The organism is Micromonospora sp. NPDC005553 (genome assembly GCF_042871765.1).
Lineage (GTDB): Bacteria > Actinomycetota > Actinomycetes > Mycobacteriales > Micromonosporaceae > Micromonospora.
This window is the reverse complement of the sequence record NZ_JBIAJD010000008.1, coordinates 141,397-165,189: the sequence shown is the minus strand read 5'-3', so window position 1 is coordinate 165,189 and position 23,793 is coordinate 141,397. Positions and strand designations below refer to the sequence as shown.

General features: G+C 69.9%; 27 protein-coding genes and 1 tRNA gene. 19 read left to right on the top strand and 9 right to left on the bottom strand.

Annotated features, from left to right (window positions below):
• Nucleotides 1–38: 38 nt before the first annotated feature.
• From ACFYPG_RS29370 to ACFYPG_RS29360, 3 genes are all read left to right on the top strand, one after another.
• Nucleotides 39–2,156 (top strand): MMPL family transporter, encoded by a 2,118-nt coding sequence (locus ACFYPG_RS29370; RefSeq protein WP_387354529.1) that lies wholly within the window; start codon nucleotides 39–41, stop codon nucleotides 2,154–2,156.
• A complete protein-coding gene (locus ACFYPG_RS29365; protein ID WP_387354528.1) occupies nucleotides 2,146–3,384 on the top strand; it encodes an FAD-dependent oxidoreductase in 1,239 nt (412 codons plus the stop codon). Before ACFYPG_RS29370 ends, ACFYPG_RS29365 begins: the two co-directional genes overlap by 11 nt.
• Nucleotides 3,385–3,506: 122 nt before the next feature.
• A tRNA-Ile gene (locus ACFYPG_RS29360) sits at nucleotides 3,507–3,580 on the top strand.
• A gap of 151 nt (nucleotides 3,581–3,731) precedes the next feature.
• Here ACFYPG_RS29360 and ACFYPG_RS29355 read toward each other — a convergent pair.
• Both ACFYPG_RS29355 and ACFYPG_RS29350 read right to left on the bottom strand, forming a co-directional pair.
• Nucleotides 3,732–4,106, bottom strand: a complete 375-nt coding sequence (locus tag ACFYPG_RS29355; RefSeq protein WP_354824914.1) for a type II toxin-antitoxin system VapC family toxin — start codon at nucleotides 4,104–4,106, stop codon at nucleotides 3,732–3,734.
• The gene (locus ACFYPG_RS29350) at nucleotides 4,103–4,357 is read right to left on the bottom strand and encodes a type II toxin-antitoxin system prevent-host-death family antitoxin (RefSeq protein WP_355009781.1); all 255 of its coding nucleotides are present in this window, start codon (nucleotides 4,355–4,357) and stop codon (nucleotides 4,103–4,105) included. Before ACFYPG_RS29350 ends, ACFYPG_RS29355 begins: the two co-directional genes overlap by 4 nt.
• A 265-nt stretch (nucleotides 4,358–4,622) precedes the next feature.
• Here ACFYPG_RS29350 and ACFYPG_RS29345 point away from each other — a divergent pair, with 265 nt between their 5' ends.
• The 3 genes from ACFYPG_RS29345 (at nucleotide 4,623) to ACFYPG_RS29335 (ending at nucleotide 5,577) form a co-directional block, all read left to right on the top strand.
• Nucleotides 4,623–4,877, top strand: coding sequence for a hypothetical protein (locus ACFYPG_RS29345; RefSeq protein WP_355009780.1), 255 nt, complete (start codon nucleotides 4,623–4,625; stop codon nucleotides 4,875–4,877).
• Complete coding sequence (locus tag ACFYPG_RS29340) at nucleotides 4,874–5,275, top strand: type II toxin-antitoxin system VapC family toxin (protein ID WP_355009779.1); 402 nt, start codon at nucleotides 4,874–4,876, stop codon at nucleotides 5,273–5,275. Before ACFYPG_RS29345 ends, ACFYPG_RS29340 begins: the two co-directional genes overlap by 4 nt.
• Before the next feature lie 119 nt (nucleotides 5,276–5,394).
• Complete coding sequence (locus tag ACFYPG_RS29335) at nucleotides 5,395–5,577, top strand: hypothetical protein (protein ID WP_387354527.1); 183 nt, start codon at nucleotides 5,395–5,397, stop codon at nucleotides 5,575–5,577.
• Here the strand turns inward: ACFYPG_RS29335 and ACFYPG_RS29330 are convergent.
• Nucleotides 5,561–6,202, bottom strand: a complete 642-nt coding sequence (locus ACFYPG_RS29330) for a hypothetical protein (RefSeq protein WP_387354526.1) — start codon at nucleotides 6,200–6,202, stop codon at nucleotides 5,561–5,563. The genes ACFYPG_RS29335 and ACFYPG_RS29330 overlap by 17 nt on opposite strands.
• An 88-nt stretch (nucleotides 6,203–6,290) precedes the next feature.
• Between ACFYPG_RS29330 and ACFYPG_RS29325 the strand changes: the two genes are divergently transcribed.
• The 4 genes from ACFYPG_RS29325 (at nucleotide 6,291) to ACFYPG_RS29310 (ending at nucleotide 9,012) form a co-directional block, all read left to right on the top strand.
• A complete protein-coding gene (locus tag ACFYPG_RS29325; RefSeq protein ID WP_387354525.1) occupies nucleotides 6,291–6,980 on the top strand; it encodes a cytidylate kinase family protein in 690 nt (229 codons plus the stop codon).
• Nucleotides 6,981–7,245: 265 nt separating this feature from the next.
• Nucleotides 7,246–7,860, top strand: coding sequence for a hypothetical protein (locus ACFYPG_RS29320; protein ID WP_387354524.1), 615 nt, complete (start codon nucleotides 7,246–7,248; stop codon nucleotides 7,858–7,860).
• Between the two features lie 59 nt (nucleotides 7,861–7,919).
• Entirely contained in the window at nucleotides 7,920–8,468 is a 549-nt protein-coding gene (locus ACFYPG_RS29315) for a hypothetical protein (RefSeq protein ID WP_387354523.1), read from the top strand.
• Entirely contained in the window at nucleotides 8,458–9,012 is a 555-nt protein-coding gene (locus ACFYPG_RS29310) for a hypothetical protein (protein WP_387354522.1), read from the top strand. Before ACFYPG_RS29315 ends, ACFYPG_RS29310 begins: the two co-directional genes overlap by 11 nt.
• Nucleotides 9,013–9,043: 31 nt before the next feature.
• Here the strand turns inward: ACFYPG_RS29310 and ACFYPG_RS29305 are convergent, their stop codons facing one another.
• From ACFYPG_RS29305 to ACFYPG_RS29290, 4 genes are all read right to left on the bottom strand, one after another.
• Nucleotides 9,044–9,769: a TMEM175 family protein gene (locus ACFYPG_RS29305; protein WP_387354521.1), complete on the bottom strand. Its 726-nt coding sequence runs from the start codon at nucleotides 9,767–9,769 to the stop codon at nucleotides 9,044–9,046.
• Between the two features lie 92 nt (nucleotides 9,770–9,861).
• The gene (locus ACFYPG_RS29300) at nucleotides 9,862–10,314 is read right to left on the bottom strand and encodes a hypothetical protein (protein WP_387354520.1); all 453 of its coding nucleotides are present in this window, start codon (nucleotides 10,312–10,314) and stop codon (nucleotides 9,862–9,864) included.
• 16 nt (nucleotides 10,315–10,330) lie between these two features.
• Entirely contained in the window at nucleotides 10,331–10,951 is a 621-nt protein-coding gene (locus tag ACFYPG_RS29295) for a dihydrofolate reductase family protein (RefSeq protein WP_387354519.1), read from the bottom strand.
• 81 nt (nucleotides 10,952–11,032) lie between these two features.
• A complete protein-coding gene (locus ACFYPG_RS29290; protein ID WP_387354518.1) occupies nucleotides 11,033–11,878 on the bottom strand; it encodes a hypothetical protein in 846 nt (281 codons plus the stop codon).
• A gap of 136 nt (nucleotides 11,879–12,014) precedes the next feature.
• Here ACFYPG_RS29290 and ACFYPG_RS29285 point away from each other — a divergent pair, with 136 nt between their 5' ends.
• The 9 genes from ACFYPG_RS29285 (at nucleotide 12,015) to ACFYPG_RS29245 (ending at nucleotide 21,299) form a co-directional block, all read left to right on the top strand.
• Entirely contained in the window at nucleotides 12,015–14,780 is a 2,766-nt protein-coding gene (locus ACFYPG_RS29285) for a BTAD domain-containing putative transcriptional regulator (RefSeq protein WP_387354567.1), read from the top strand.
• A 94-nt stretch (nucleotides 14,781–14,874) separates the two neighbouring features.
• Complete coding sequence (locus ACFYPG_RS29280; RefSeq protein WP_387354517.1) at nucleotides 14,875–15,594, top strand: hypothetical protein; 720 nt, start codon at nucleotides 14,875–14,877, stop codon at nucleotides 15,592–15,594.
• A 43-nt stretch (nucleotides 15,595–15,637) separates the two neighbouring features.
• Complete coding sequence (locus tag ACFYPG_RS29275; RefSeq protein ID WP_387354516.1) at nucleotides 15,638–16,522, top strand: hypothetical protein; 885 nt, start codon at nucleotides 15,638–15,640, stop codon at nucleotides 16,520–16,522.
• Between the two features lie 96 nt (nucleotides 16,523–16,618).
• Entirely contained in the window at nucleotides 16,619–16,927 is a 309-nt protein-coding gene (locus ACFYPG_RS29270) for a hypothetical protein (RefSeq protein WP_387354515.1), read from the top strand.
• A gap of 98 nt (nucleotides 16,928–17,025) precedes the next feature.
• Nucleotides 17,026–17,556: a SigE family RNA polymerase sigma factor gene (locus ACFYPG_RS29265; protein WP_387354514.1), complete on the top strand. Its 531-nt coding sequence runs from the start codon at nucleotides 17,026–17,028 to the stop codon at nucleotides 17,554–17,556.
• Entirely contained in the window at nucleotides 17,553–18,983 is a 1,431-nt protein-coding gene (locus ACFYPG_RS29260; RefSeq protein WP_387354513.1) for a hypothetical protein, read from the top strand. The genes ACFYPG_RS29265 and ACFYPG_RS29260 overlap by 4 nt, the downstream gene beginning before the upstream one ends.
• Nucleotides 18,984–19,083: 100 nt before the next feature.
• On the top strand, nucleotides 19,084–20,301 hold the full coding sequence (locus tag ACFYPG_RS29255; RefSeq protein ID WP_387354512.1) for an Imm21 family immunity protein: 1,218 nt from the start codon (nucleotides 19,084–19,086) through the stop codon (nucleotides 20,299–20,301).
• 477 nt (nucleotides 20,302–20,778) lie between these two features.
• A complete protein-coding gene (locus ACFYPG_RS29250) occupies nucleotides 20,779–21,045 on the top strand; it encodes a type II toxin-antitoxin system Phd/YefM family antitoxin (protein WP_387354511.1) in 267 nt (88 codons plus the stop codon).
• Complete coding sequence (locus tag ACFYPG_RS29245) at nucleotides 21,042–21,299, top strand: Txe/YoeB family addiction module toxin (protein WP_387354510.1); 258 nt, start codon at nucleotides 21,042–21,044, stop codon at nucleotides 21,297–21,299. Before ACFYPG_RS29250 ends, ACFYPG_RS29245 begins: the two co-directional genes overlap by 4 nt.
• 169 nt (nucleotides 21,300–21,468) lie before the next feature.
• On the opposite strand, the gene ACFYPG_RS29240 is transcribed toward ACFYPG_RS29245, so the two are convergent.
• Both ACFYPG_RS29240 and ACFYPG_RS29235 read right to left on the bottom strand, forming a co-directional pair.
• Nucleotides 21,469–22,656 carry an NAD(P)/FAD-dependent oxidoreductase gene (locus ACFYPG_RS29240; protein WP_387354509.1) on the bottom strand — a complete coding sequence of 396 codons (1,188 nt, stop codon included), beginning with the start codon at nucleotides 22,654–22,656 and terminating at the stop codon, nucleotides 21,469–21,471.
• An 82-nt stretch (nucleotides 22,657–22,738) separates the two neighbouring features.
• Nucleotides 22,739–23,683 (bottom strand): RNA polymerase sigma-70 factor, encoded by a 945-nt coding sequence (locus ACFYPG_RS29235; RefSeq protein WP_387354508.1) that lies wholly within the window; start codon nucleotides 23,681–23,683, stop codon nucleotides 22,739–22,741.
• Between the last annotated feature and the right edge of the window lie 110 nt (nucleotides 23,684–23,793).

Below are 23,793 nucleotides of genomic sequence, written 5' to 3'. Positions count from 1 at the left end.
CGCTCAGAGCGCGTCGAACCTTGAGGTGTGAGGGGCGGATGTCCGGACGAGGCGGCAGGGCCACGCTGATCGCGGTGGCGGTCGTGCTGGCCTGGTTGGTGATCGGCGGCGTGTCCGGCCCGTACGCGGGACGCCTCAGCGAGGTCGCCACCAACGACAACGCCGCCTTCCTGCCCACCGACGCCGAGGCGACCCGAGCCCAGGACCTCGCCAGCGAGTTCGTCGACAGGCAGACCATCCCGGCTCTGGTCGTCTACGAGCGGCCCACCGGGATCACCGACGCGGACCGGCAACGGGTGAGCGCCGACGCCGCCCGGTTCGCCCAGATCCCGGGAGTGGTCACCCCACTGCCCCCGCCCATCCCGAGCGACGACGGCCAGGCCCTCCAGGTCGTCGTACCGGTGGACGACGCCGAGGGCGAGGAGATCGGCACCGTCGTCGAGCAACTGCGCGACATCACCGGCGGGGACCGGGACGGCCTCACCGTGGACGTCTCCGGCCCGGCCGGTCTGCTCGCCGACCTGATCGAGGTCTTCTCCGCCATCGACGGACCACTGCTGCTGGTCACCCTGGTCGTGGTGCTTGTCATCCTGCTGGTCGTCTACCGCAGCCCGGTCCTGTGGATCTTCCCGCTGCTCGCCGCCGGGATGTCGTACGCCCTCGCCTCGGTCTTCGTCTACCTGCTCGCCGACGCGGACGTGGTCAAGCTCAACGGGCAGGCCCAGGGCATCCTCACCGTGCTGGTCTTCGGCGCCGGCACCGACTACGCGTTGCTGCTGATCGCCCGCTACCGGGAAGAACTGCACCGGCACGAGCGCCCATGGGACGCCATGAAGGCCGCCTGGAAGGGCGCCGCGCCGGCCATCATCGCGTCCGGCGGCACCGTCATCGTCAGCCTGCTCTGCCTGCTGCTGTCCAGCCTCAACTCCAACCGGGCGCTCGGACCGGTCGCCGCCATCGGCATCGCCGCCACCCTGCTGGTGATGCTCACCTTCCTACCCGCGCTGCTGGTGCTCGGCGGACGGTGGGCGTTCTGGCCCCGACGACCCCGAGCCGACCAGGCCGACCCTCGGGCCGAACACGGCATCTGGAGCCGCGTCGCCGGCTTCGTCGCCCGGCACGCCCGCCCGATCTGGCTGAGCACCGCCGTCGTGCTGGCCCTGCTGACCCTCGGCCTCACCCAGCTCGGCGCCACCACCCTCGGGCAGTCCGACCTGTTCACCCAGCGCACCGACTCGGTCGACGGTCAGGAGGTCATCTCCCGGCACTACCCGGCCGGCACCGGCAGCCCGGCCACCATCTTCACCACCGAGCAGACCGCCCGACAGATCGCCCAGGTGGCGACTGACGTGCCCGGGGTCGCCGACGTCCGCCCCCTCACCGCCGGCCCGCAGACCGGCCCACCCCAGGAGAACGCCGCCCCGAAGGTCGTCGACGGGCGGGTGCAACTGGAGGCGACCCTGGCCGACCCACCAGACAGCGACGGCGCCGAGCGGACCATCCGCGAGCTGCGGGTGGCCGTACACCGGGTGCCCGGCGCGGACGCGGTCGTCGGCGGCTTCACCGCGATCAACGTGGACACCTCGGACGCCGCGAAGCGCGACCAGAACGTCATCATCCCGGTGGTGCTGGCGGTCATCGCCGTCATCCTGGCCCTGCTGCTGCGCGCGCTGCTCGCCCCGCTGCTGCTGATCGCCACGGTGCTGCTCAGCTTCGCGGCGACCCTCGGCCTCTGCGCGCTGCTGTTCCGCGACGTCTTCGACTTCCCCGGCGTGGACTCGTCGTTCCCGCTGTTCGCGTTCGTCTTCCTGGTCGCGCTCGGCATCGACTACAACATCTTCCTGATGAGCCGCGTCCGCGAAGAGTCGGTCAAGCGCGGCACCCGCGCCGGAGTGCTCGCCGGCCTCGCCGTCACCGGCGGGGTGATCACCTCCGCCGGCATCGTGCTCGCCGCGACGTTCTCCGCCCTCGCCGTCCTGCCCCTCGTGGTGCTCGTCGAGTTGGGTACGGCGGTCGCGATCGGGGTACTGATCGACACCATCATCGTCCGGTCGCTGCTGGTGCCCGCACTCGCGTACGACATCGGGCCGAAGATCTGGTGGCCGGGCCGGTTGTCCCGGGCGAATGGTGAGCGGGAGGCGCGCGGTGCTGGCTGAAACCGATGTGGTCATCGTCGGCGGCGGCCTGGCCGGCCTCGCCGCCGCCCGCCGGCTGCACCGCGCCGGCGTGCCCTGGCGGCTGGTGGAGGCCGAGGGTCGGTTCGGCGGCCGGGTCGCCACCGACGTGGTCGACGGTCACCTCATCGACCGGGGCTTCCAGGTGCTCAACACCGCCTACCCCCGGCTCGGCACGCTGCTCGACACCGACCAGCTCAACCTCGGCTACTTCACCTCCGGTGTGCTGGTCCGCAAGGGCGACAAGCTGCTGCGGCTGGTCAACCCGCTGCGCGAGCCCACCAGCGGGCCCGGCACCGCGCTCGCCGGGGTCGGCTCCCTGCTCGACCGGCTGCGCTTCGCCGCCCTCGCCACCGGCTGCGCCACCCTCCCCGCGTCCCGGCTGCTCGACGCGCCGGAAACCAGCACCGAGACCGCGCTGCGCCGCGCCGGCCTCTCCGACGCCATCATCGAGGAGCTGCTGCGACCGTTCTTGTCCGGTGTGTTCATCGACCGGGAACTCTCCACCTCCAGCCACGTGCTGGCGATGGTGCTGCGCTCCTTCGCCCGCGGCCGGATCGGCCTGCCCGCCGAAGGAATGGCCGCGCTGCCCCGGGCCGTCGCCGCGCCGCTCCCCGCCGACCTGCTCGACCTGAACACCCCGGTCGCCGAGGTCACCCCGGGCCGGGTCCGCACCCAGGCCGGCGACATCCACTGCCGGGCCGTCGTGGTCGCCGTCGACCCGCCCGCCGCGGCCGCGCTGCTGCCAGCCCTTGCGACGGTACGCATGCACAGCTACACCACCTACTACCACAGCGCCCCTGAGCCGCCGCTCACCGAGCCGATCCTGCTCGTCGACGGCGACCGACGCGAACTCGTCGCCAACACCGTGGTGCTCAGCAACGCCGCCACGACGTACGCGCCCACGGGACGGCACCTGATCGCCACCTCGGTGGTCGGCCCGACGGCCCCACCCGAGCCGACCATCCGGGCCGAGTTGGCCCGGCTGTACGGCCGCTCCACCGCCGACTGGACCCACCTCACCACAGTGGCCATTCCCGAAGCGCTACCCGCCGCGCCACCGCCGCAGGGACGGCTGCGCAAGCCGGTGGCGCTGGGGAAGGGCCTTTTCGTGGCCGGTGACCACCGGGACAGCCCATCGATCCAAGGCGCTCTCACCAGCGGCTGGCGTGCCGCCGGCGCCGTACTGGACGAGCTGCGCGCCGGCTGACGTTCGTACCCGAGCACGCTGTTATATTCCTGTTGCCCATCGTGCTGGCTCAGGCGTGGGCACCGGCCGGCTTCATGCTGGCTGCTGATCGCCGAGCGGGATAAGATCCGGCGCGGTGTTTCGGGGCGGTAGCTCAGCCGGTTAGAGCAGGGGACTCATAATCCCTCGGTCGCGGGTTCGAGCCCCGCCCGCCCCACCGAAACGGATACCCAACCGGAGGGGTCGGAGACCCGAGAAGCTGCAGGCCACGGCGTGCGCCGGGGCTAAGCGACCGACGCCGCTCGGCGGCCAGTGGGCGAGTTGGGCCTGGGCCTCTCGCGGGTATCAGGCGTTGACCGAGTTGTCTGTCAGACCTTGAGGACGTCGACGTCGTACAACGCTATCGACGCGTCGCGGGAGGCGAGGGTCAGACCTTCGGTGATTGCCTGTGCCACCAGCATGCGGTCGAAGGGATCGCGGTGATGCGATGGCAGGCGGCCGGCGGCTATGGCGTGGGCGTAGGTCACCGGGAGTTCTCGAAAGCCCATGTCCCTTACCCGCTCTGCGAGGTCAGGGGGTCCGGTGAGTTTTCCGGTGCTTTGTTTGATGGTGATTTCCCAAAGGGTGACCGGGGAGAGAAAGATGTCCGGCTCGTGGCGTAGTCGGTCGAGCAACTCGGCACCGAGAGTCGGGTCGCCAGTGATGGCCCAGAGCGCGACGTGAGTATCCAGCAGCAGGTTCATGCGCCGATGCCGAAGTCGTCGGCGATCTCGGCGTTGGTCTGTGCTGAGTCCCAGTCACCGGAGAGGTCCAGTTGTCCGGCGAGGGAGCCGACTGCGGTGCGGTTGGCCCGCCGGACCAGCGGTACGACCTTCGCCACCGGGGTGCCCGCCCGGTCGATGATGATCTCCTCGCCGTGTTCCACCCGTTCAATGATGCGCGACAGATGGGTCTTGGCATCATGCATGTTGTAGTGCACAGCCTCAGCCGACATGGCGTGACCTCCTCGCTTAGCTAAGGGATTAGTTTAGCCTGCTTGGCCGCATGCGTCAGCGGCCTTGGCTGCTCGGGGTCGAGGTCGCCAGACGCCGCGCCCTGGGAAAATCAGGATCAGCGGATCACCAGGGATGGTGGCGGCGTGGTTCGCATGGTGGTACCTCCGCCCCACCACACAAATTTCCTGGTCAAATCCCGCTGCCGGCGACGGCGCGAGGGCCTTCTTCCAGGTAGCGAGGCATTCATGCATGCATAATGAATGCATGGTTGCTATCCAAATTCGGGACGTGCCTGAAGAGGTGCGAGATGCCTTGGCTGCCCAGGCCAAGGAACGCGGGCAGTCGCTCCAGGCGTACCTGCTGGAGTTGGTGGAGACGCAGGCTCGACGTCTGCGCAACACAGCGACCCTTGATCGCTTCGCCGGCCGTTCTGATGGCACTCGAGCCCTTCCGGGGGAGAGCTCTGCGGAGCTGACAGACCAGCGGGAGCAGCGAGGGCCGAGGGGTAGTGCCGCATGATCGTCGTGGACGCTTCGGTCCTGGCTGATGCTCTCGTCGACGACGGGCCGGTAGGCGACGCGGCGCGGGCGGAACTTTACGCAGATCCGCACTGGGCGGCGCCAGGTCATCTTCTGGTGGAAGTCATGTCGGTGATCAGAGGCAAAGCCCTCGGCGGAAAACTGAGCCCTGCCCGCGCTCAAGAGGCCGTCGATGCTCTGCCTTCACTGGTCATCGACGAGGTTGACGTCTTGCGATTGCTCGACCGGATGTGGCAGTTGCGAAGCAATGTCACGGCCTACGACGCAGCGTATGTCGCGGCAGCGGAGCTGCTGGCCTGTCCACTCGTGACCGGCGATGGTCGGCTCGCCAAGGCCAACGGGATCCGCTGCGAGATCCGACTGCTCGCACCGTCCTGACGGCGGCTGCCACGGATATCGACCCTTGCCTGGACGCGGTGGTGGGAGAACGACATCCTGTCGCCGAAATCGCGTGCGAGGGTTGCCTTGCCTTCGAGAGGTAACGGAGGGGAGGGCTGATGAGCGGCTTCCAGGACTGGGACGGCATCCGTGCAGAGCTGCACGACGGAGACAACGACGCGCTCGATGGGTCGACACCATCAAGACCGCCTGCCGCCCCTGAGCCGGCAGGGCGGCTGACATGGTTCATGGCACTCGCGAACTGGCGCACCTGTGCGGTGAGCGTCAGCGTGTCCGGCTGACGGACGTAACCCTCGGGTCTACGGAGTAGCGGCGGACGACGTCGGCGGCGTCGCCAGCGGTGGCACCGGGATCGAACAGCACCTCCAGGCACGGGGCTTGCGGCCCTTCCGACCCGAAGCCCGCAACCACGTTGTTCGGGTCGAAGCGGTGGCTCTCGCCCACCAGTTCCTCAGCGGACTGCCCCTCCCGCACGCAAATCATCGCCTCGGGCTGGCTACCACCCCAGGCCAGTGCTGGAGCCGACACGCCGATTGTGAGCACCAGCGCCGTCCCCACGCCGATCACTGTCGTCCGGCCAAGCCCTGGTCGGCTGATCGGTGAGATCACCGCCGCCAGGGCGGACAGCACGTAAACCCAGAGAGCCCGTTTGTCGGCCGAGTCATGGAGAGCCAACGCGATGACGCCGGCTCCGACGGTCTGTGCGATCAGGCTGATCACCCGGAACCCTGGCCAGTCGACCAGCGCCGCTGGTATCGCGGCGAGCGCACCAAGCAACAGGAGGAGCACGACAAGCCCGTACGCACTCCATTCACGGCGCGCGTCCAGGACGAGCAACACCAGAGCAACCAGGTGTCCGCAGACGACAAGCGGCGGGCGGAGGTACGCCAGAAACCGTGCGACCATCGGAAGACCCTACGTGATGTGACCGATTTCGACGAGGGCTCCAATCCCGGCCCGACCGGCGAGCGGTGACGTGAGGAGGGGGCCGGACATGGTTCAAGGCACCCGCGACGAGCTGCTCGGGCGCTTGGCTGAGGCAGTCGGGGCCGTCGCAGTCGGCCACCCGACGCGGGTTGCCGTCGACGGAGCGCCCGCCGCTGGTAAGACCACTCTCGCCGACGAGTTGGCCGTCGTCCTGCGCGCACAGGGCCGCGAGGTCATCCGCGCCACGATCGACGACTTCCTCTTTCCTCGGGCGCAGCGCTATCCGCGCGGCGAGTACTCAGCCGTTGGCTGCTACCACGACACCCACGACCATCAGGCGCTGAAGCGGGTTCTCCTCGACCCGCTGGGGCCGGGCGGAGATCGACGCTTCCAACCCGCGGTCTACGACAGCGCAACGGATGCCGTGCTGTCCCCGCCGGTCGTGACCGCCCCGACCGACGCCGTGCTCGTCCTCGACGGCGTCTTCCTCCTGCGCCCGGAACTGGTCGACCGGTGGGAGCTGCGCGTCTTCGTGTCGACGGCATTCGACAAGACCGTGGATCGTGCCGTGGTCCGGGAGCGCCGGGGGTCGACCCGGGCCCACGTCGAACGGCGCTGGCGGGAGCGTTACATCCCCTCCCAGCAGCTCTACCTCGCTACGGCCCGGCCGATCCAGCACGCCGACATCGTCGTGCACAACGACGAGCCTCAGCGGCCGGCGTGGGAGACGCGGACGCACTGGCCGCACTCATCCTGACTCTGGGCAGGCCGGTCAAGCGCACGGTTAGGCAGCCGCGTCACCCACGGTCGGGCTGTGGGGTCTCGACGTACTGGCCAAACGGTTCGGCGGCGTCGTCCGACTCTGGTAGGTGCAGACGACCTGACGGCCACACCGTGTGTCCCACTATGGGCATCTGACGACTGTCGATGCCCTTCACGTCGAAGCCGTTGTCCGGAGGCATCGACGGGTGGCACGGTCGTGCGATGATCAGCGCGAGTGCCAGGTGGCGGAGGGAAGAAGCGTGACCGATCCGCAGCACGGCTCCGGTCGACGGGAGCCGTTCTGGCAGACAATGGCCGGGATGCTCACCGCCGTCGCGGCCCTGATCACCGCGATCGTGGGTGCCGCGGCCTTCGTGCATCAGATCGGCGGGTTCGGCGCGGACGGCGGTCAGCAGACGGCCACCGGGACGACCGCCACGCCTTCCATCGCGCCCCGTTCAGCGGAAACGGCTGGCGCGCAGGCGACGTCACCGCGTGCCGCTCCGGTGGAAGGCGCGGGCGCGGGACCGTACGAGTTGCTCTTCACCAACAACGGCGTCGACCTCGACGCGGACCCACCGAAGGTCGCCACGGGCCCGGACCCGAGCATCGACATCTACGACGCCGGCACATTGATGACGAGTTACCCGGCCTGGCCCGGTCTGGCGAAGTGGCCCCGGCCCAGCGCACCACAACGACAGGACTGCCTCTCGCTGCTCAACAGCTTCGCGACGAGCAACTCAAGATTCGTCAAGGGGAGTCGGTACTGCGTTCGCACGCAGGGCGACCTGCATGTCGCAGCCGTCGAGTTCGTCGAACCGATGAGCGGCGGGTGGAAGATTCGTGTGACGGTCTGGCCGGGCACGGTGAGCTGACAGGACAGGTGGTGCGTCGGCGCTACCGTGAGTGCGTCAACCCCACCGAGGAGCGCCGCATGACCGCCGCACCGCGCAGGGCCGTACGCCGGGGTCTCATCGTCCTTCTCGTCCTGCTGGCGGTCTCCGGCTGGACCTATGTCGCCATCGGTGACCGGTGGAAGAGCAACGTCGCCTTCTTCACCCTCGACGAGGGCGACAACTATCGGCTCCGGGTCACCGGTTCGTTCGATGTGCGTTGCGCCAAACTTGAACGGGAGACGTTCTCCGACCCGTACGTCAACTGGCGGGAGGCGGGCAAGGACTGCGCCTGGCCCCGGGTGGCAGACGGCGACGGCTGGCTGGCCGGTGGGCGGGTCGAGCAGGTCCATTCGGAACGTCTGGGCAGGCGCCTGCCGGAGGCGATCCTCTATGGCATCGTGCCGGCCGCCGCCACGTCGATCCAGATCACCCTTGGCGACGGGACGCCACGCGAGGCGACCACGATCGCATCGGGTCACGATGCCTACCGGGTCTACGCCGTGTACGTACCCGACGCGGGCGACCGGGTCGAGGTCGTGTCGCTGCGGCTGCACGACGCGCGAGGCGGTGATCTGCTTGTCTACTAGCCGTTTCCGTACCGTGGTGGCTGCCGTGGTGGTGTTCGGTGGTCTTGCCGTGGTCGGCGGCCTCACCTGGGAGGGCTGGGACGGGCGGCGGCCGAGCGTCACCGGTCCCCGGTTACTCACCGAAGGCACGACCGGCGGCGTGCAGTGGTCGGTGGTCCAGGTTCGGGAAAGCACCTGGGGTGAGTGTCTCTACCTGCGTCAGGACGGCGCGACAGTGGAACGCGCCTGCACCGAGTCCGGAGTTCTGCAGAACTACGAACTCAGCGTCCGTACGCTCCGCGGCGCCGCCGCCCCGATCATCTTCGGCATGCTCCCCGCCGCTGCCGCCCGAGCCGAGGTGGCAGCGGACGGCGGCGATGTCCAGGTCCGCTTCCGCAACGCCAAACTGGTGCCCCTCAAGGTCCATGGCTCCGACGGGTCCCGGCGCTTCGTGGTGCAGGCCGCACCGCCCGGCCCGGACTGGGCTGGCAAGAACTCGGTGTCAGTCGCCGTCCAGGACGCGTCGGGTCGGCCGCTCACCCCCCGCGACCTTCGGCCCCGCTAGTCGCCGGGGTGACAGGGCGGCTGGTTCGTGGCTACTGGTCACCGTGACTCTGCTCGCGGGTGCGCTTGATGCTGCCGACCTCGCCTCTGATCGGCAGCCAGTAGAACGGGATGAACGCGATGACCACCACGAGGCCCACGACCGGATGAATGGCGCCCAGTGCGGTCCCGACGACGATCCAGAACGGCGCGGGGCGGAAGCGTCTGCTGATCGCCCGTGCGGTGTCGTCGTCGGTGGTGGAGGTCAGCAGACGACGGCCGTGCCTGGCGTACTCCCAGATCACGTTGAAGAGGATGGCGGCTACCACGTAGGTGGCCCCGTAGAAGATGAGTGCGGTCCGCTTGCCGTGGCCCGACTCGAACGCGTGGGCCAGGAGGGACGAGGCGAACGGCAGAAATGCGATCACCATCAGCAGCAGGGTGTTGAGCAGGAGCAGCATGCGGTCGGCGGAGCGGATGTGGTCGAACATGACGTGGTGGTTCACCCACATCTGCCCGATCAGCAGGAAGGTGATCGCGTACGCCAGGTATGAGGGCCACAGTTCGATGAGGCCGCGGAGCAGGTGCTCGGTGTCCTCCGGCGGCTGGATCTCCAGGACGAGCAGGGTAACGGCGATGGCAATGACCGCGTCACTGAAGGTGACTGCCCGCTTCGGATCTCGTTCCGCACCGATCGGGTTGCTGGATCTGGTTGTGCCCTCGGTGGAGACGCCGCGAGCCGCGCGAAACCAGCGCATGAGCCCCCCCACGGTGGTCATCCAAGAGCCTGCCGGTGCCGCGGGTTCCCACCGTCGCCGGAACCAAACCGGCCTGCGGGTCAGGCAGCGTCCTCCGCCTGGACGAGTCGGCCTCAGCCGATGTGCAGCAGCAACACCTGGTGGTCGCTGAGGTCGGAGACGCAGTCGCGCAACAGCCTCAGCCCGTCCAGCCCGGCCGGGCCACTCTCCTCGAAGTCCATCCCCATCTCGGCGAAGTGGGCCGCCAAATCCTCCGCGTGGTGCGCGCCGGGATCGAGCTGATCCAGTAATCCTGGTGCGGGAGTGATGAGCGTGGTCAGGCCGTACGCGCTGTTGATGGCCTCCGACTCGGCGTTGAACTCCGGCGGATCCAGGTCGATGCCGCGCTCCTCCAGATAGGTCAGGACGTACAGCATGCAGTAGCCGGACCAGTCGTACTCCTGCCGCGCACTGCGCCCGTGTTCGGCCAGGTACGCGCGGAACGACGACGGCGATGTGCGGGCCAGGCGGGCCAGCTCAACGATGCTGTCCCTCGGGACCACTGTCAGTGACGCGATGGCGGACAACGCATCCTCCGGCGGTTCAGGAGAGCACGCGGTAGGTGACGTGCAGGACCGAGCTTGCCGCCCGTGCCGTCACCTGTTCCAGCTTCAGCGACGGGACGCCGTCGAACAGCCGCACACCGGTGCCGAGGGTGAACGGCACCAGGTGCAGCCGCAGCTCGTCGACGAGGCCGGCGGCGAGGTACTGGTTGATGGTGGTCGCACCGCCGTGGATCAGGATGTCGCCGCCACCGGCCGCCGCACGGGCCCGCGTGAGCGCCGACTCGATGCCGTCGGTGACGAAGTGAAAGGTGGTGCCGCCCTCCATCGGCTGCGGCTCGCGTGCGTGATGGGTGAGCACGAACACCGGCTTGTGGAACGGTGGGTCGTCACCCCACCAGCCGTTCCACTGCCGATCCCACGCACCGCGCACGGGGCCGAACATGTTGCGCCCCATGATGACCGCCGACGCGTCGGTGAGCTGGTCGAGCTCGGCCTGGTTCTCCTCGGCGTGGTCGAACATCCAGGCGTGCAGTCCACGGCCCCCGCCGTCACCGCCGTCGTCGCCGAACGGGCGTTCCTCGGTCTGGTTGAGCCCGGCCGAGTATCCGTCGGCGGAGACGGTCTGGTCGGCGATCACCTTGCCGTTACGTGTGGTCACAACGCTCTCCATCGACGACTTCTGGGCGGGGATCAGCCTACGGCCACCCATGATCCCGAACGTGCATTGAAGTTCTGGCAGCTATGGGGAGGGCGCCGCTCGAAGGAACACCAGAACCAGAGCGGCGGCCATCACCACGGGGGCCAGGCCGCACGCGACACTCACCACCACCGCCGTGACCCGAGAGCTGGGGTCGGTCCCGGTCTCGCGTTTCGGGAAGGCGTACACGCCGACCAGGAGGAGCACGAGCCACAGTGGCACGAGCACGGGGGCGAGAGCGGGCCAGACGGGCCAGACCGGCTCGGTGACGATGCCCGGACCCAGGGCCGTCCAGGTGAGGGCGGCGCCCGGGAGGAGGCCAACCGTGACCAGGGTGCCGACCAGCAGGGGTACGGGTCGACGCCGCCGTCCCACCCACCCGAACAGCGCCGCGCCGGCTGCTGCACCGGTGAGGGTGCCAGCGACAGCGCTGGCGAGGAACGTGGCGGGCGCGGCCGATGCGATGGTCAGCTCTGCCCCGCTCGCCGAGTAGTCGAGCGTGAACGTCTGTCCGTCGCGCTCAGCCCGCCAGCCGTCGCACAGGTAGCCGGGTACGCGGCGAAGACCCTCCCACCCCTGCCTCGCGGCGTTGCGCCGCAACTGCTCCGAGAGCCCACAGTCGTCACCATCGTCGTACCGGAAGGACGTCCGGCCCGAGCCCAGGTCGTCGGCAGCGAGATGAACGCCCCACCGGTAGCCGTGCACGACCTGACCCGAGTCGACCGGCACCGCACCGGGAAGCAGCTGCGCCGCCGCGCGCTGTGCCTGATCGCCGGTGGGTGGCGTGACGCCGCGACCGCCGTACCAGGAACCGAGGCTGAGGCCGACCGCGCCCAGCAACACCGCGCCGAGCAGCACCATCGCGACGCGCCGCAGCCGACGGCTCATCGGCGCACCTCCCTGCCGTAGTGCGCTAGAGGGTAGCTCCCGGAGTCCGGCTCTGGTGCCCCGTGGATCGTGTCCAGTGCGCGACGATCGGATCGAGCATGCCGGGGCGGAGATTTAGCCTGATTCGGTGATCTCGATGGTTGGTACGGGCGTGCGGGTCAGGCTGCTCGGGCCGGTGGAGGTGGTCGTCGCCGGCGCTCCGCAGGCGCTGAACGGTGTACGCCGCAAGGCGGTACTGGCCACGTTGGCGCTGCACGCAGGCCGTGTCGTCAGCATCGACCGACTCGTCGACGTGGTCTGGGGCGACCAGCTACCAGCCACCGCGGCGAACACCTTGCAACGCCACGTCTCCTACCTACGCGGGGTGCTCGGTGAGCCCGGATCGATCGTGGCGCGCCAGCCCGGCTATCTGCTCGACACCGGGCCGGACTCCACGGATGTCCAGGCCGCCGAGCGCCTCATCGAGCTGGCCCGGCGCTCGACGGACCCCAACGAGCAGGTGAAGCACCTGACGGCCGCGGTGGCACTGTGGCGGGGCCCACCGCTGGCCGACGTGGCCGGGTCGGCCTGGCTTGAGGAACAGGCCGAACATCTGGCACGCCTACGGTTGGAGGCCGAACGGTCGCTCGCCGAGGCCCGGCTGTCCGTCGGTGAGCACGCCGGCCTCGTCCCCGGGTTGGAACGGCTCGTCCGACAACACCCCTTCGACGAGCACCTGCACGCCCAGCTGATGCTCGCCCTGTACCGCGACGGCCGACAGGGCGAGGCGATCGCCACGTACCGGCGGTTGCGCGACAACCTGCGGGAGAACCTCGGCCTCGACCCGGGTCCGCGGCTACGCGACCTGGAGTGCGCCATCCTGCGCCAGGACACCGCCATCGCCGCACCAGCCGCGGCGGCACCGACGCGGGTTGCGGCGCAACTGCCTCCCCCCGTACCCACGTTCACCGGACGCGACGCGCAGCTCGCCGCCCTCGACGCGATGATCGACCGGGGCGGCGCCGTCGTGGTGTCCGGGACGGCCGGCGTCGGCAAGACCGCCCTCGCCGTGCACTGGGCGCACCGCGCGGCCGAGCGCTTCCCCGACGGGCAGCTCTACGTCAACCTGCGCGGCTTCGACCCGGCGGCCACACCGACCGAACCGGCGCGAGCGCTGCACGGTTTCCTGGAGGCGCTCGGCGTTCCGGTGGCCCGAATGCCCCGCGACCTGGACGCCATGGCGAGCTTGTACCGCACGACGGTGGCGGGCAAGCGACTGCTGGTGGTGCTGGACAACGCCCGCGACGCGGAGCAGGTCCGTCCGTTGCTGCCCGGCTCACCGGACTGCCTCGCCGTCGTCACCAGCCGCGACCAGCTCATCCCGCTGGTCGTCACCGAAAGCGCCCAACCGGTGCCCCTCGACCTGCTGAGCCCCGGCGAAGCCCGCGACATGCTGGTCCGCCGGCTCGGGGAGCGCCAGGTCGCCGCCGAACCCGCCGCGGCCGACACCATCGCCGACCGGTGCGCCCGGCTGCCCATCGCCCTGGCCATCGTGGCCGCCAGAGCCGCCACCAACCGACACTTCTCGTTGACCGCCGTCGCCGGCGAGCTGGGCGACCTGGACGCCTTCCGCGCAGGTGACGAGGCCACCGACGTACGGGCGGTCTTCTCCTGGTCGTGCCGGACGCTCAGCCCGGCCGCAGCCCGGCTGTTCCGGCTGCTGAGCCTGCATCCCGGCCCGGACGTCTCCGCCCCGGCCGTGGCCAGCCTGGCCGGCGTCGACGGGCAGGCGACCGGCCCTCTGCTCACCGAGCTGACCCGGGCGAATCTCTTCACCGAGCACACGTACGGGCGCTACGCGTTCCACGACCTGCTGCGCGCGTACGCCGCCGACCTGGCCGAGGAGGCCGAGCCGCCGGCCGAGCGTCGTGCCGCCATCCACCGGCTGCTCGACCACTGCCTGCACACCGCTCACGCCGCCGACCTGGCACTGCACCCGCACTTCAGCGCGATCAGCCTCCCGCCACCCCGGGCGGGTGTGACGCCGGAACGCCCCAGGAGCCGATCGGCCGCCGCGGCGTGGTTCGCCACCGAGGTCCCCGTCCTGCTTGCCGCCGTGCCGCTCGCGGCGCGGTCCGGGTTCGAGGGACACGCCTGGCAGCTCGCCTGGACCATGGCCGGGTTTCTGCACCGGCAGGGGCACTGGCAGGACTGGCTCGGCACGCAACAGATCGCGCTGGCCGCCGCGTCCCGCATCGGGGATCAGGCGGGGCAGGGCCACGCGCACCGCAGCCTCGGTCTCGCCTGCTCCCGGCTCCGACGGTACGACGAGGCCGACGACCACCTGCGGCGCGCACTCGACCTGTTCACCGACGTCGGCGACGACGCCGGACGGGCGCACACCTGCCTGAACCTTGGCCAACTGGCCGAGCGGCAGGGGCAGCACCAGCAGGCGCTGCGCCATTCCCGGCGGGCGCTGACCCTGTTTCGGGGGGCCGGAAACCGGGCCGGGCAGGGGTACACCCTCAACGCGGTCGGTTGGCAGGAAGCGCTGCTCGGCAACTACCACAGCGCCCTTGAGTCGTGCGGCCAGGCGCTGCGGATGTTGCAGGAGGTGGACGACGTCCAGGGGCAGGCCGACACCTGGGACAGCCTCGGCCACGCCCACCACCAGCTCGGCGACGACCGCCGGGCCATCGCCTGTTACGAGCACGCCCTCGAACTCTTCACGCAGGTCAACGACAGGTACGCCGAGGCGGGCACGTACGTCAATCTCGGCGGCAGCCACCTGGCGCTCGGCGACGTCCCCGCCACCCGTGCCGCGTGGCGGCGAGCCCTGACCATTCTCGACGAGCTCGGCGATGCCGACGCCGACTCGATCCGCGCCGACCTCGAACAGCTCGACGCCACTCGGCTGCGCTGACGTACGCCGCTTTCTGCGCCGTTTCCGGGCCGCTTCAGCGCGGCCCGGCACTCTTCGGACACCAGTCTCTTCCGCATCAGGAACGGAGCGTTCGATGAGTCGTTTGGCACACCGCCTCGCGGTGATCGGGGTGGTCAGCGCGACGGTGCTGGCCATGTCCTCCGCCGCCGTCGCCCAGACCGACAAGCCGCCACGGAAGGGCGTCGACTGCGTGGTCCAGCACGTCGACGAACGCGGCAAGGTCCTCCGCACCGAGACCGCGCCCGAGGGCCGGGAGTACGGCCCGTTTCGGTGCGTCGGCGGGAAGTGGACGTTCACCTGGGCGCCCTTCGGGGCGGACGACATGATCACGGCCGCCGAGATCCAGATCGAGCCGTCCGGTGCCGTGTCGGTCCGGCAGTTCACCGGCCCCGCGCTCGGCAACGACCTCACAGTGGGCGAGATCGCCGGCATCGCCCAAGCCGTCAGCGGAAGCCGGGAGGTGCTTGTCGACCGCGCCATCGTGGCGGTCGACGACGGCAAGGAGCGGACCCCGGAGCAGATCGAGGCGCTGCTGGCCGGCAATGACGACACCGGGGTACGGGTGCTGGACATCATCGAGAAGCCCGACGCCGCCATGTCGACGAAGGACGTCATCGACGAGGCCGGCGGGACACCCGAGACGACAGTCGTCTACTTCAGCCTCTGGGGCGCGATCAAGTCGGTGTTCGCCTGGATCGTGGACACGATCGGCGAGATCGGTGAGTGGATCGACGACCACTGCGACTGGGGGTCCCCCAACACCACTGGCGACATCGTGACGTGTCGCTGGTAGCCCGTCCCACCCCGCCGACACCGATCACGGAAATGAGGACAGCATGACAACTCTGCGGGACATCACCAGGCGCGCCACCATCGTCACGACCGCCCTGATCGTCGGACTGACGGCTTCGTACGCACCGTCGCAGGCCGCCGAGGGGCAGGCCCGGACGACGATCACCGACCACAGCGGTGCCCCGGGCACGATGCTTCGACAGCTCGAGGATCTGACCGGTCGGCCCGTCGGCGACCTGGACAAGGTGCTGGCCGTCGACACCGGCGGGCGGACCCTCACCAGCGACCAACTCGCGGCGCTCGCCGCCGGCAAGGAGGTCGACGGCGTCAAGGTCGTCGGCACGATCCCGGGCAGCCGGGAGGTGCTCGGTACGACAATGGCCGACCTCGCCGACGGCACGTACGACGGCACTGGCGACGGCGGGACGGCAACGTCAGTGCTCTTCGCCTCGTCGACCTCCGGCGGCCGGGAGTGGTGCCTGACCATGTGCGTCGCGTCCGGCAAGTCCGTCTGGGAATGCCTGCTGTCGCGCCGGACCGGCGAGCTGATCCTCACTCTCGACCTGGCCGGCGGCACCACGGTCGGCGGGACGAAGGCGGCCTTCGAGAAGGCGAACGGTGTCGCCGTCGACGGCCCGTCCAGCGTGCAGACGCTCATCGGCGACGGCGCGCCGTCGGCGGACGAGATCAGGACGCTCCTCGACGGCAGGGACATCACGTCGCTGCGCCGGGTGGCGACAGTGGACCGCCCGGACCCCGAGTGGGCGCTGGCCGACGTCGCCGAGAAGTCAGGCGTCGTCTACGCGAAGACCAAGGGCCACCTCTTCACCCTCAACCTCCCGATCCTCGGCAAGATCCTCGTGTTCTGCGTCTCGCAGGACAACGGGAAGACCTGGAAGTGCTCGGCCAAGCAGTGGGGCGGGTTCTGACCCGTTGGCCCGCCAACGGTCCCGCTCCGCGTCGACCCTCAGCAGTCGACGCGGAGCGGGACCCCACCCCTTGAGCGCGCCGCGCATACTCCCCACATGATCAGCAACGACCCTCGCGTCCCGTGGTCGCCTCGGGCAGCCCACCCGGCCGACGGCTCGACACTGCCGCTCTACATGGTCTTCTTCTTCCTCCTGGGCCTCGTCGGCTTCGCGATCTACGGGCTGAGCGACGGCGAGGGTGCGCTCGTTCTCGCGATCATCGTCTCGGGAGTGTTTTTCGCGTGCTTCCTGATCCTCTTCGCGGTCTACTGGATCGGATACCTGCTCAAGGGACACGCCACCTGGTTGGCCGAGCGTCAGGCTGAGTCCGATGGGCCGTCCACGGGTCACCAACCGGAGGCGTGAGCCCGGCAAGCGATCTTCCACTCAACCCCGGAGACCCCCGGTGGCGTCTCACCCTGCGTCCGCACTCAGACGCGAGGTGGACGCGACCTGGAGGTGGCGTGAGTCGGCACGAGGACGACGAAGAGTTCCGGCTGTTCGTGCAACGACAGTGGGGATCGCTGCTCCGAACGGCCTACCTGCTGACCGGTGACCGGGGGACAGCCGAGGACCTGACGCAGTCGGCATTGGAGAAGACCCATCGGCGCTGGGGGCGGGTGCTGCGCCGGGACGCGCCCGAGGTCTACGTACGTCGGGCGATGGTGAACACGGCGATCTCCTGGCGGCGTCGACGGCGGCCGTTGGAGGTGCCGCTGCTGACCTCCGACAGCCAGCCGACGCATGACGCGTACGCGCAGGTGGAGCAGCGGCAACTCCTCCTCGCCGCGTTACGGCGATTACCGCCCAGGACGCAGGCGGTGCTGGTGCTGCGCTACTTCGAGGATCTCAGCGAGGCGGACACCGCCAAGGTCCTCGGCTGCTCCGTCGGCGCGGTGAAGAGCCAGGCGTCGCGCGGCTTGGCCCGACTGCGCAGCGACTTCGCCCCACCCGCGGCGCAGTCCCCGGCACGGCTCGAGGAGGAACTGGCATGACCGGAAGCTTCGCCAATTCGACGCTCGGTCCCGCGCTGCGGCAGGCCGCGCACGGCGTCGACGTACCCGAGGATCCCTGGCCCGGATTCGCCCGCCGGGAGCGACGGCACCGGCGGACGCGGCTGATCCGCACGGCGTTGGCCGCCGCGGTCGGGGTCGCGCTCGTCGGGGTCCAGACCAACGTGGTTCCGTTGCCCGGATGGGCGCCGGGCATCGCGGTCGCAGCCACTCCGACGGCGCTGCTCGACGCACCACCACGGGGCGCGCTGGCCGGAGATCAAGCTTGGCTGGACACGCTACGGGCGCGGATCACCGCCGATCCGCCGGTGCGAATCGACGCCCCGGTGGGTGCCTGGAAGATCGGCGACAGTGACCGGATCCGTCTGATCTACGGCAGTGACCAGCCGGGCCACCGGGTCGCGCTGGTCGCGGTGCCGCTGCGGTTCGGCCTGCTGACCAGAGAGGCGCTGGTCTGGTACGTGGGTCCCGCCGGGGCCAGTGCCCAGCAGATGCGGTACAGCGGCCACAGCGAGGGTGACGACGACCCGGTGATGACGCTGATGCGGGCCTACCCCGACCGGGCCGGGTTCGCGGTCGCCGTCGGTCCGCCCGAATCCACTGTGACGATCAGTGGCGACCCTCGATACACGTCGAGGGGCACCCTGGAGTACCAGGACATCGCCCGAGGGGACGGAGGCGGAGTCGGGCTCGCCGTACTGCCGCCCGAACCCCTGCCGCACGAACCCGTCGTCCGGGTCAGCCGCGGCGAACGGGTGTTCTTCCAGGGCGGTCTGGGCGGCGGCCCGTACGCCGGGCTCGACCCGACCGGGCCGGAGATGGACGGCCTGCTCATCGGTGCTCGTCAACCCGTCCGAGGTACGCCGATCGACGAGGCCAACCTCCGTAACTTCGTCCACACGGCACTTCAGAACAGCCAGCTCGCGGCCGGCGGCACGACAGTACGGGTGCGGTGGTCGGGCCGCGATCACGGGCAGGCCGCCGCGCTGCTCACCGTGCAACCGGCAGGGGGTGGAGTGATCGCGTACGCCATGCACGGCGACGACCGGACCGGCTGGTACATCGACCTACGGTTGCTGCTGCCGGCCGAGGGCGCCGACCAGCGACCGATCGGCTGGCGGGTCCGGACCGAGGACGGTGCCCGTCCCGCCACCGGCGAGGTGCGGGTGATCGCCCCGCCGAACGCGGCCCGCCTCACGGTGACGGTCGAAGGCGCACCCCCGGCCACTGTCACCCTCGACGCGTCGAACGCCGGCACCACCCGGGTACCAGCGGACCGGGCGGCCACTCTCACCGCGTACAGCAGGGACGGCGGTGTCCTCGGGACCACCCCGCTGCCGCCCGTGGAGACCGACAGCAGCGCGGGAGGTCTGCCCGGCGACAGCCCTGCCACCCGGGTGACACCCTGACGCGACGGCAGGCGGGCCGAGCCGTCCCCGGACGGCTCGGCCCGCGTCGGCCTCTAGGATCGACAGCCTTGACGGCGAAGACGGCCTGCGGGAGCGCGTGGTGACGATCGAGGCAGAACGGCCAGCTGACCGGCTCGCCGACATCGTCGAGCGGGCCGAAGCCGTACTCGTGGACTTCGACGGACCGATCTGCCGCCTGTTCGGCAGCAAGGCCGCGCCGCGCATCGCCGCCGACCTGCGTCAGCTGATTCTCAGCCGGGGCGTCGTCGTGCCCGACGAGCTACGCGACGGAGACGACCCGCTGGCGCTGTTCCGCGCGACAGCTGCGTTCGCGCCGGAGCTGGTCGGCGTCGTCGGTGCGGCCCTGGCATCGGCGGAGGTCGAGGCGGCGGCGTCCGCGGAGACCACCATCGGAGCCTTCGACCTGGTCAGGGCATGCCTGGCGACCGGGCGAAGCCTCGCCATCGTCAGCAACAACTCCGCCGCCGCCATCGGCGCCTACCTCGGGCGCCGCGACCGGGCCCGCTACTTCGCCGCCGTCGTCGGGCGGGGCGAGCATCCTGATCTGCTGAAGCCCGACCCGACGCCCGTTGTGCAGGCCCTGCGGGCGCTGACGGTCGCACCCGATGCCGCTGTTCTGGTCGGTGACTCGGTCACCGACGTCGAGGCCGCCCGAGCAGCCGGTGTCGCCTGCATCGGGTACGCCAACAAACCCGGCAAGGCCGAACGCCTCACCGCCGCCGGTGCCGACGCGATCGTGACCGACATGACCGACCTGGCCTCGGTTCTCGCTCGTACGCGCACGCCGGTCAGCCTGCTGCCGTGGGTCGACTCGGGCGGCGGGCCGCTCATCGTCGTGCCGACGACCGCGCTCGGCCAGTGGAAGGGCGCGTCGGACGACGACGATGACTCCTGGGGTGACTACGACCGGGCCTGCCGGGTCGATGGTTACGTGGGGGTGCTTGACGTCGGTGCCGCCCAGGCGCTCGTTCTGGCCGACGAGCCGGCCTCCACCACGTACCTCCCGGACCGGCGGATCTTCGTGCGGTGGCTGTGCGCCGACTCCGAGGCAGAGGTCGTCCGCCTGGTGCCCCGGGCGGTCGAGATCGCCGACTGGGAGGACGCGGGTACGTGGACGACCAGCGGGCCAGCCGAGTTGTTCGACTCCGCCTACACCGATGACGGGTTGGAGCACACCACCCACCTCACCGTTGACCTGGCCCGTGGCACGTACCTGATCCGCACCGCTCTCGTGCAACCCGACGAGAGGACGGCGCTGATGCTTGTCCACCTGGTCGAGCAGACGCAGCCGGCCTGAGCGGACCGAACAACTCCGGACAGACCCGTGACCAGCCCGGACAGGGCGCGTCTGTTCGGAACAGGCAGCGACCGTAGCGGAGGCTGAGCTGGCGTCAATACGCTGATGACCGGTCACCCGGGACGCTGGCCAGCAGGACCGGGTGACGAGTTTCGCCGATACGTGGGGCCCCGACGATCTGTCAGCGCTGTCGCCTGTTGAAGCGGCAGCACACCCTCTGAGAGGAGAGCTCATGCGAGTTCGTCGTGTTATCTACGCAGCGGCCGTCGGGGCCATCGTTGCGGCCACCTGGATGGCCGCGCCGGCTCAAGCCGGTTGGGGTCACGGCTGGTAATCGGTTTCGGGCGAATGCGGGCGGGCCGGCACCCGGCGGGACTCCGGCCCGCCCGACACCCTCACACGGCCGGACTTCTGTCGCTCGCATCGTCGGGTCGAGGTACAGTTTTCTGTACCCACTTGGAGGTGATCGTGCGAACCGTGAACTTCACCCAGCTTCGGCAGAACCTGGCCGCCGAGCTCGACAGTGTCATCAACGACGCGGAGGAAGTGGTGGTGACCCGGTCAGGCCACGAGCCGGTGGTGATCGTGCCGCTCGCTGAGTACGAGTCAATGAAGGAAACCGAATACCTCCTGCGCAGCCCGAGCAATGCGGCCGCCCTGCGTCGATCGATGGCAGAGCTGGAGGGCGATGATGTGGTCGAGCGCGACCTGATCGACCCGGCAACTGTGCGAGACGTCGCATGAGATTGGTCTTCACCGCGACTGCGTGGAGCCAGTACCTCAGTCACACGGACCGTAAGCTGGTCAAACGCATCAATGACCTCATCTCGGACGTCATGCGCAACGTGGACGAAGGCATCGGAAAACCGGAGCCTCTTCGGGGAGAGCTGTCCGGTTTCTGGTCCCGCCGGATCGATCGTGAACACCGGCTGGTGTACCGAATCACCAAGGATGACGTCGAGATCATCGCCTGCCGGTATCACTACGGCGACAGCTAGCAAGTGCGGAGCGCCGACCGGTTGGCGTCGGGTCCTCGCACCTCGATGAGCCGCTGGGAGGTGGGTCGCCCCGGCTACGAGTCGAGCCGGGGCTCACACATGCGCAGGGCATCGGCCTACCTGGAACCGTGGCCGCCATCGCGACAGCCTAGGGCTGGCGCACGTCCGTTCACGAGGTGGCCGTGCGGATCTCCGATCGGGTGGGGACGACGCGGTGGCGGCGGACCGGGTACAGGACCGGGTGCGTCATGCTCCAGGCGGCACCAGCGCAGACGAACTCCTTGTACCGGGCCGCCAGCTTCCCGGTGAGCTGGGCGGGCCTGGCCCGGTCGTCGGCGGTCACGTACTGGATGATGCCGTCGCGGCGACCGAGGCTGATGCACTGGTTGAAGTAGCGTAGTGGGGCCTTGGGGGACTTCGCCCGACCGGTCAGGCGCGCGGCGATGGCGTCGGCGGCCTGCCAGGCCATCGGAATGCCCGAGGCGCAGGACATCCGCAGTGGCTTGCCGCCCGGTCCTTCGGCGATCGCGGCGTCGCCCACCGCGTACACCTCGGGGTGTGAGACCGACCGCATGCTGGCGTCGACGATGATCTGGCCGGTCTGCGCCACCGCCAGGGTCGTGGCGGCGGCGATGGGGTGCACGGCGAAGCCCGTCGTCCACACCGTCACCTGGGCCGGGATCTCCCGACCGTCGCGGGTGACCGCACCGTCCGCCTCGACCCGCGTGATGTCGGCGTGCTCGTGCACTGTGATGCCGAGCCGGTCGCAGACGCCGCGCAGGTGCTGCTGCGCCCTGCCGTTGAGCCAGTCGCCGAGACCGCCGCGGGCGGCGAGCGCGACGTCGAGGTCCGGCCGGGTCTCCGCGATCTCGGTGACCGCTTCGAGGCCGGTGAGGCCGCCGCCGACGACGAGCACGGTCCCGCCGGCAGCGAGGTGGGCGAGGCGGTCGCGCAACCGCAGCGCCGAGGGCCTGCCCGCGATGTCGTACGCGTGCTCGGCGACCCCGGGAACGCCGTGGTCGGCGGTGACGCTGCCGAGGGCGTAGACCAGCGTGTCGTACGTGATCTCGTCGGTGCCGTTGTCGTCGACGAGCGCTACGGTCCTGCGGTCGGCGTCGACGGCGGTGACCCGCGCCTGCCGAGGCGTTACGCCGGTGCCGGCGTAGACCTTGCTCAGTGGGCGTGGTGTGAGGTCCTGTCCGGTGGCGAGTTGGTGCATGCGGACCCGCTCGACGAAATCCGCGTCGGCGTTGACGAGGGTGATCTCGGTGTCGTCCGGGTGCAGCCGCTTGGCGAGACGCCCGGCGGCCATGGCTCCGGCGTAACCCGCTCCGAGGACGACGATGCGGTGCTTCATGGTGGCACTCCTGTCTCGGTGGTGGTCGCTTCCTGAACCGGACAGCGACGCGATTCCTGACAGGAGTCGGCTATGAGCTGGATCACCAGACGCGGAGGGTGGGCTCCTCGTGCTCCAAGGCGGACCACTGCCGGGTGGCGCGGACGAGCTTGTCGGGGTTGACCTGGTTGTGGATGGCCGCGACGCCCTCGGGCGTCACCTCCAGCGACATCACGCCGATGACCCGGTCGTCGATCACGACCACCACCGCCGGAGCGCCGTTGGCGGTGGCGACGTGCACGGCTGGGCTGCCACCCACCAGGTCCCGTTTGACGTCGGTCGGCTTGAACAGGCCACGCAGGAACTTCGCCACCGCCAGTGCGCCGACGATCGGCGCGGCCCGGGCCGGGATCTTGCCGCCACCGTCGGCGGTGCTCGTCGCGTCACTGGTCAGCAACTCCACCAGCCGCTGGATCTCGCCGTTGTTGGCCGCCGTGAGGAACTCCGCGACGACCTTCCGGGCGGTGGCCCGGTCGACCTCCGCGGGTGCCCGTTCGGCGGTGACGTGCTGTTTGGCGCGCCGGTAGGTCTGCTGGCAGTTCGACTCGGTGATGCCGAGGATCTCGGCGATCTCACCGTGCGGGTAGCCGAAGGCCTCCCGCAGCACGTACACCGCGCGCTCGTTGGGTGACAACCGCTCCAGCAGGGTCAGCACCGCCATCGAGACGGACTCGCGCTGCTCGGCGGTGTCGAGCGGGCCGAGCATCCGGTCCCCGCCGAGGACCGGCTCGGGCAGCCAGGTGCCCACATAGGTCTCCCGCCTGGCCCGCGCCGAGGTCAGCTGGTTGAGGCACAGGTTGGTGAGGACCTTCGTCAGCCACGCCTCGGGCGTCTCGACGTGTTCCCGGTCCGCGCCCTGCCAGCGGAGGAAGGTGTCCTGGACGGCGTCCTCCGCGTCGCTGGCCGAACCCAGCAGGCGGTAGGCGATCGCCTCCAGGCGGGGCCTGGAGTGCTCGAACACCTCGACCTCGTCCGGGCTGAGCGGCATGACTAGACAGTATCCGGGCGGGCGGTGCCGCCGTCCCGGTGCCCGTCCCACCGCTCGCGCCATGATCAAGTGATGAAAAGTAGCTTTGAGCGCTGTTCCTGACCTCTTTT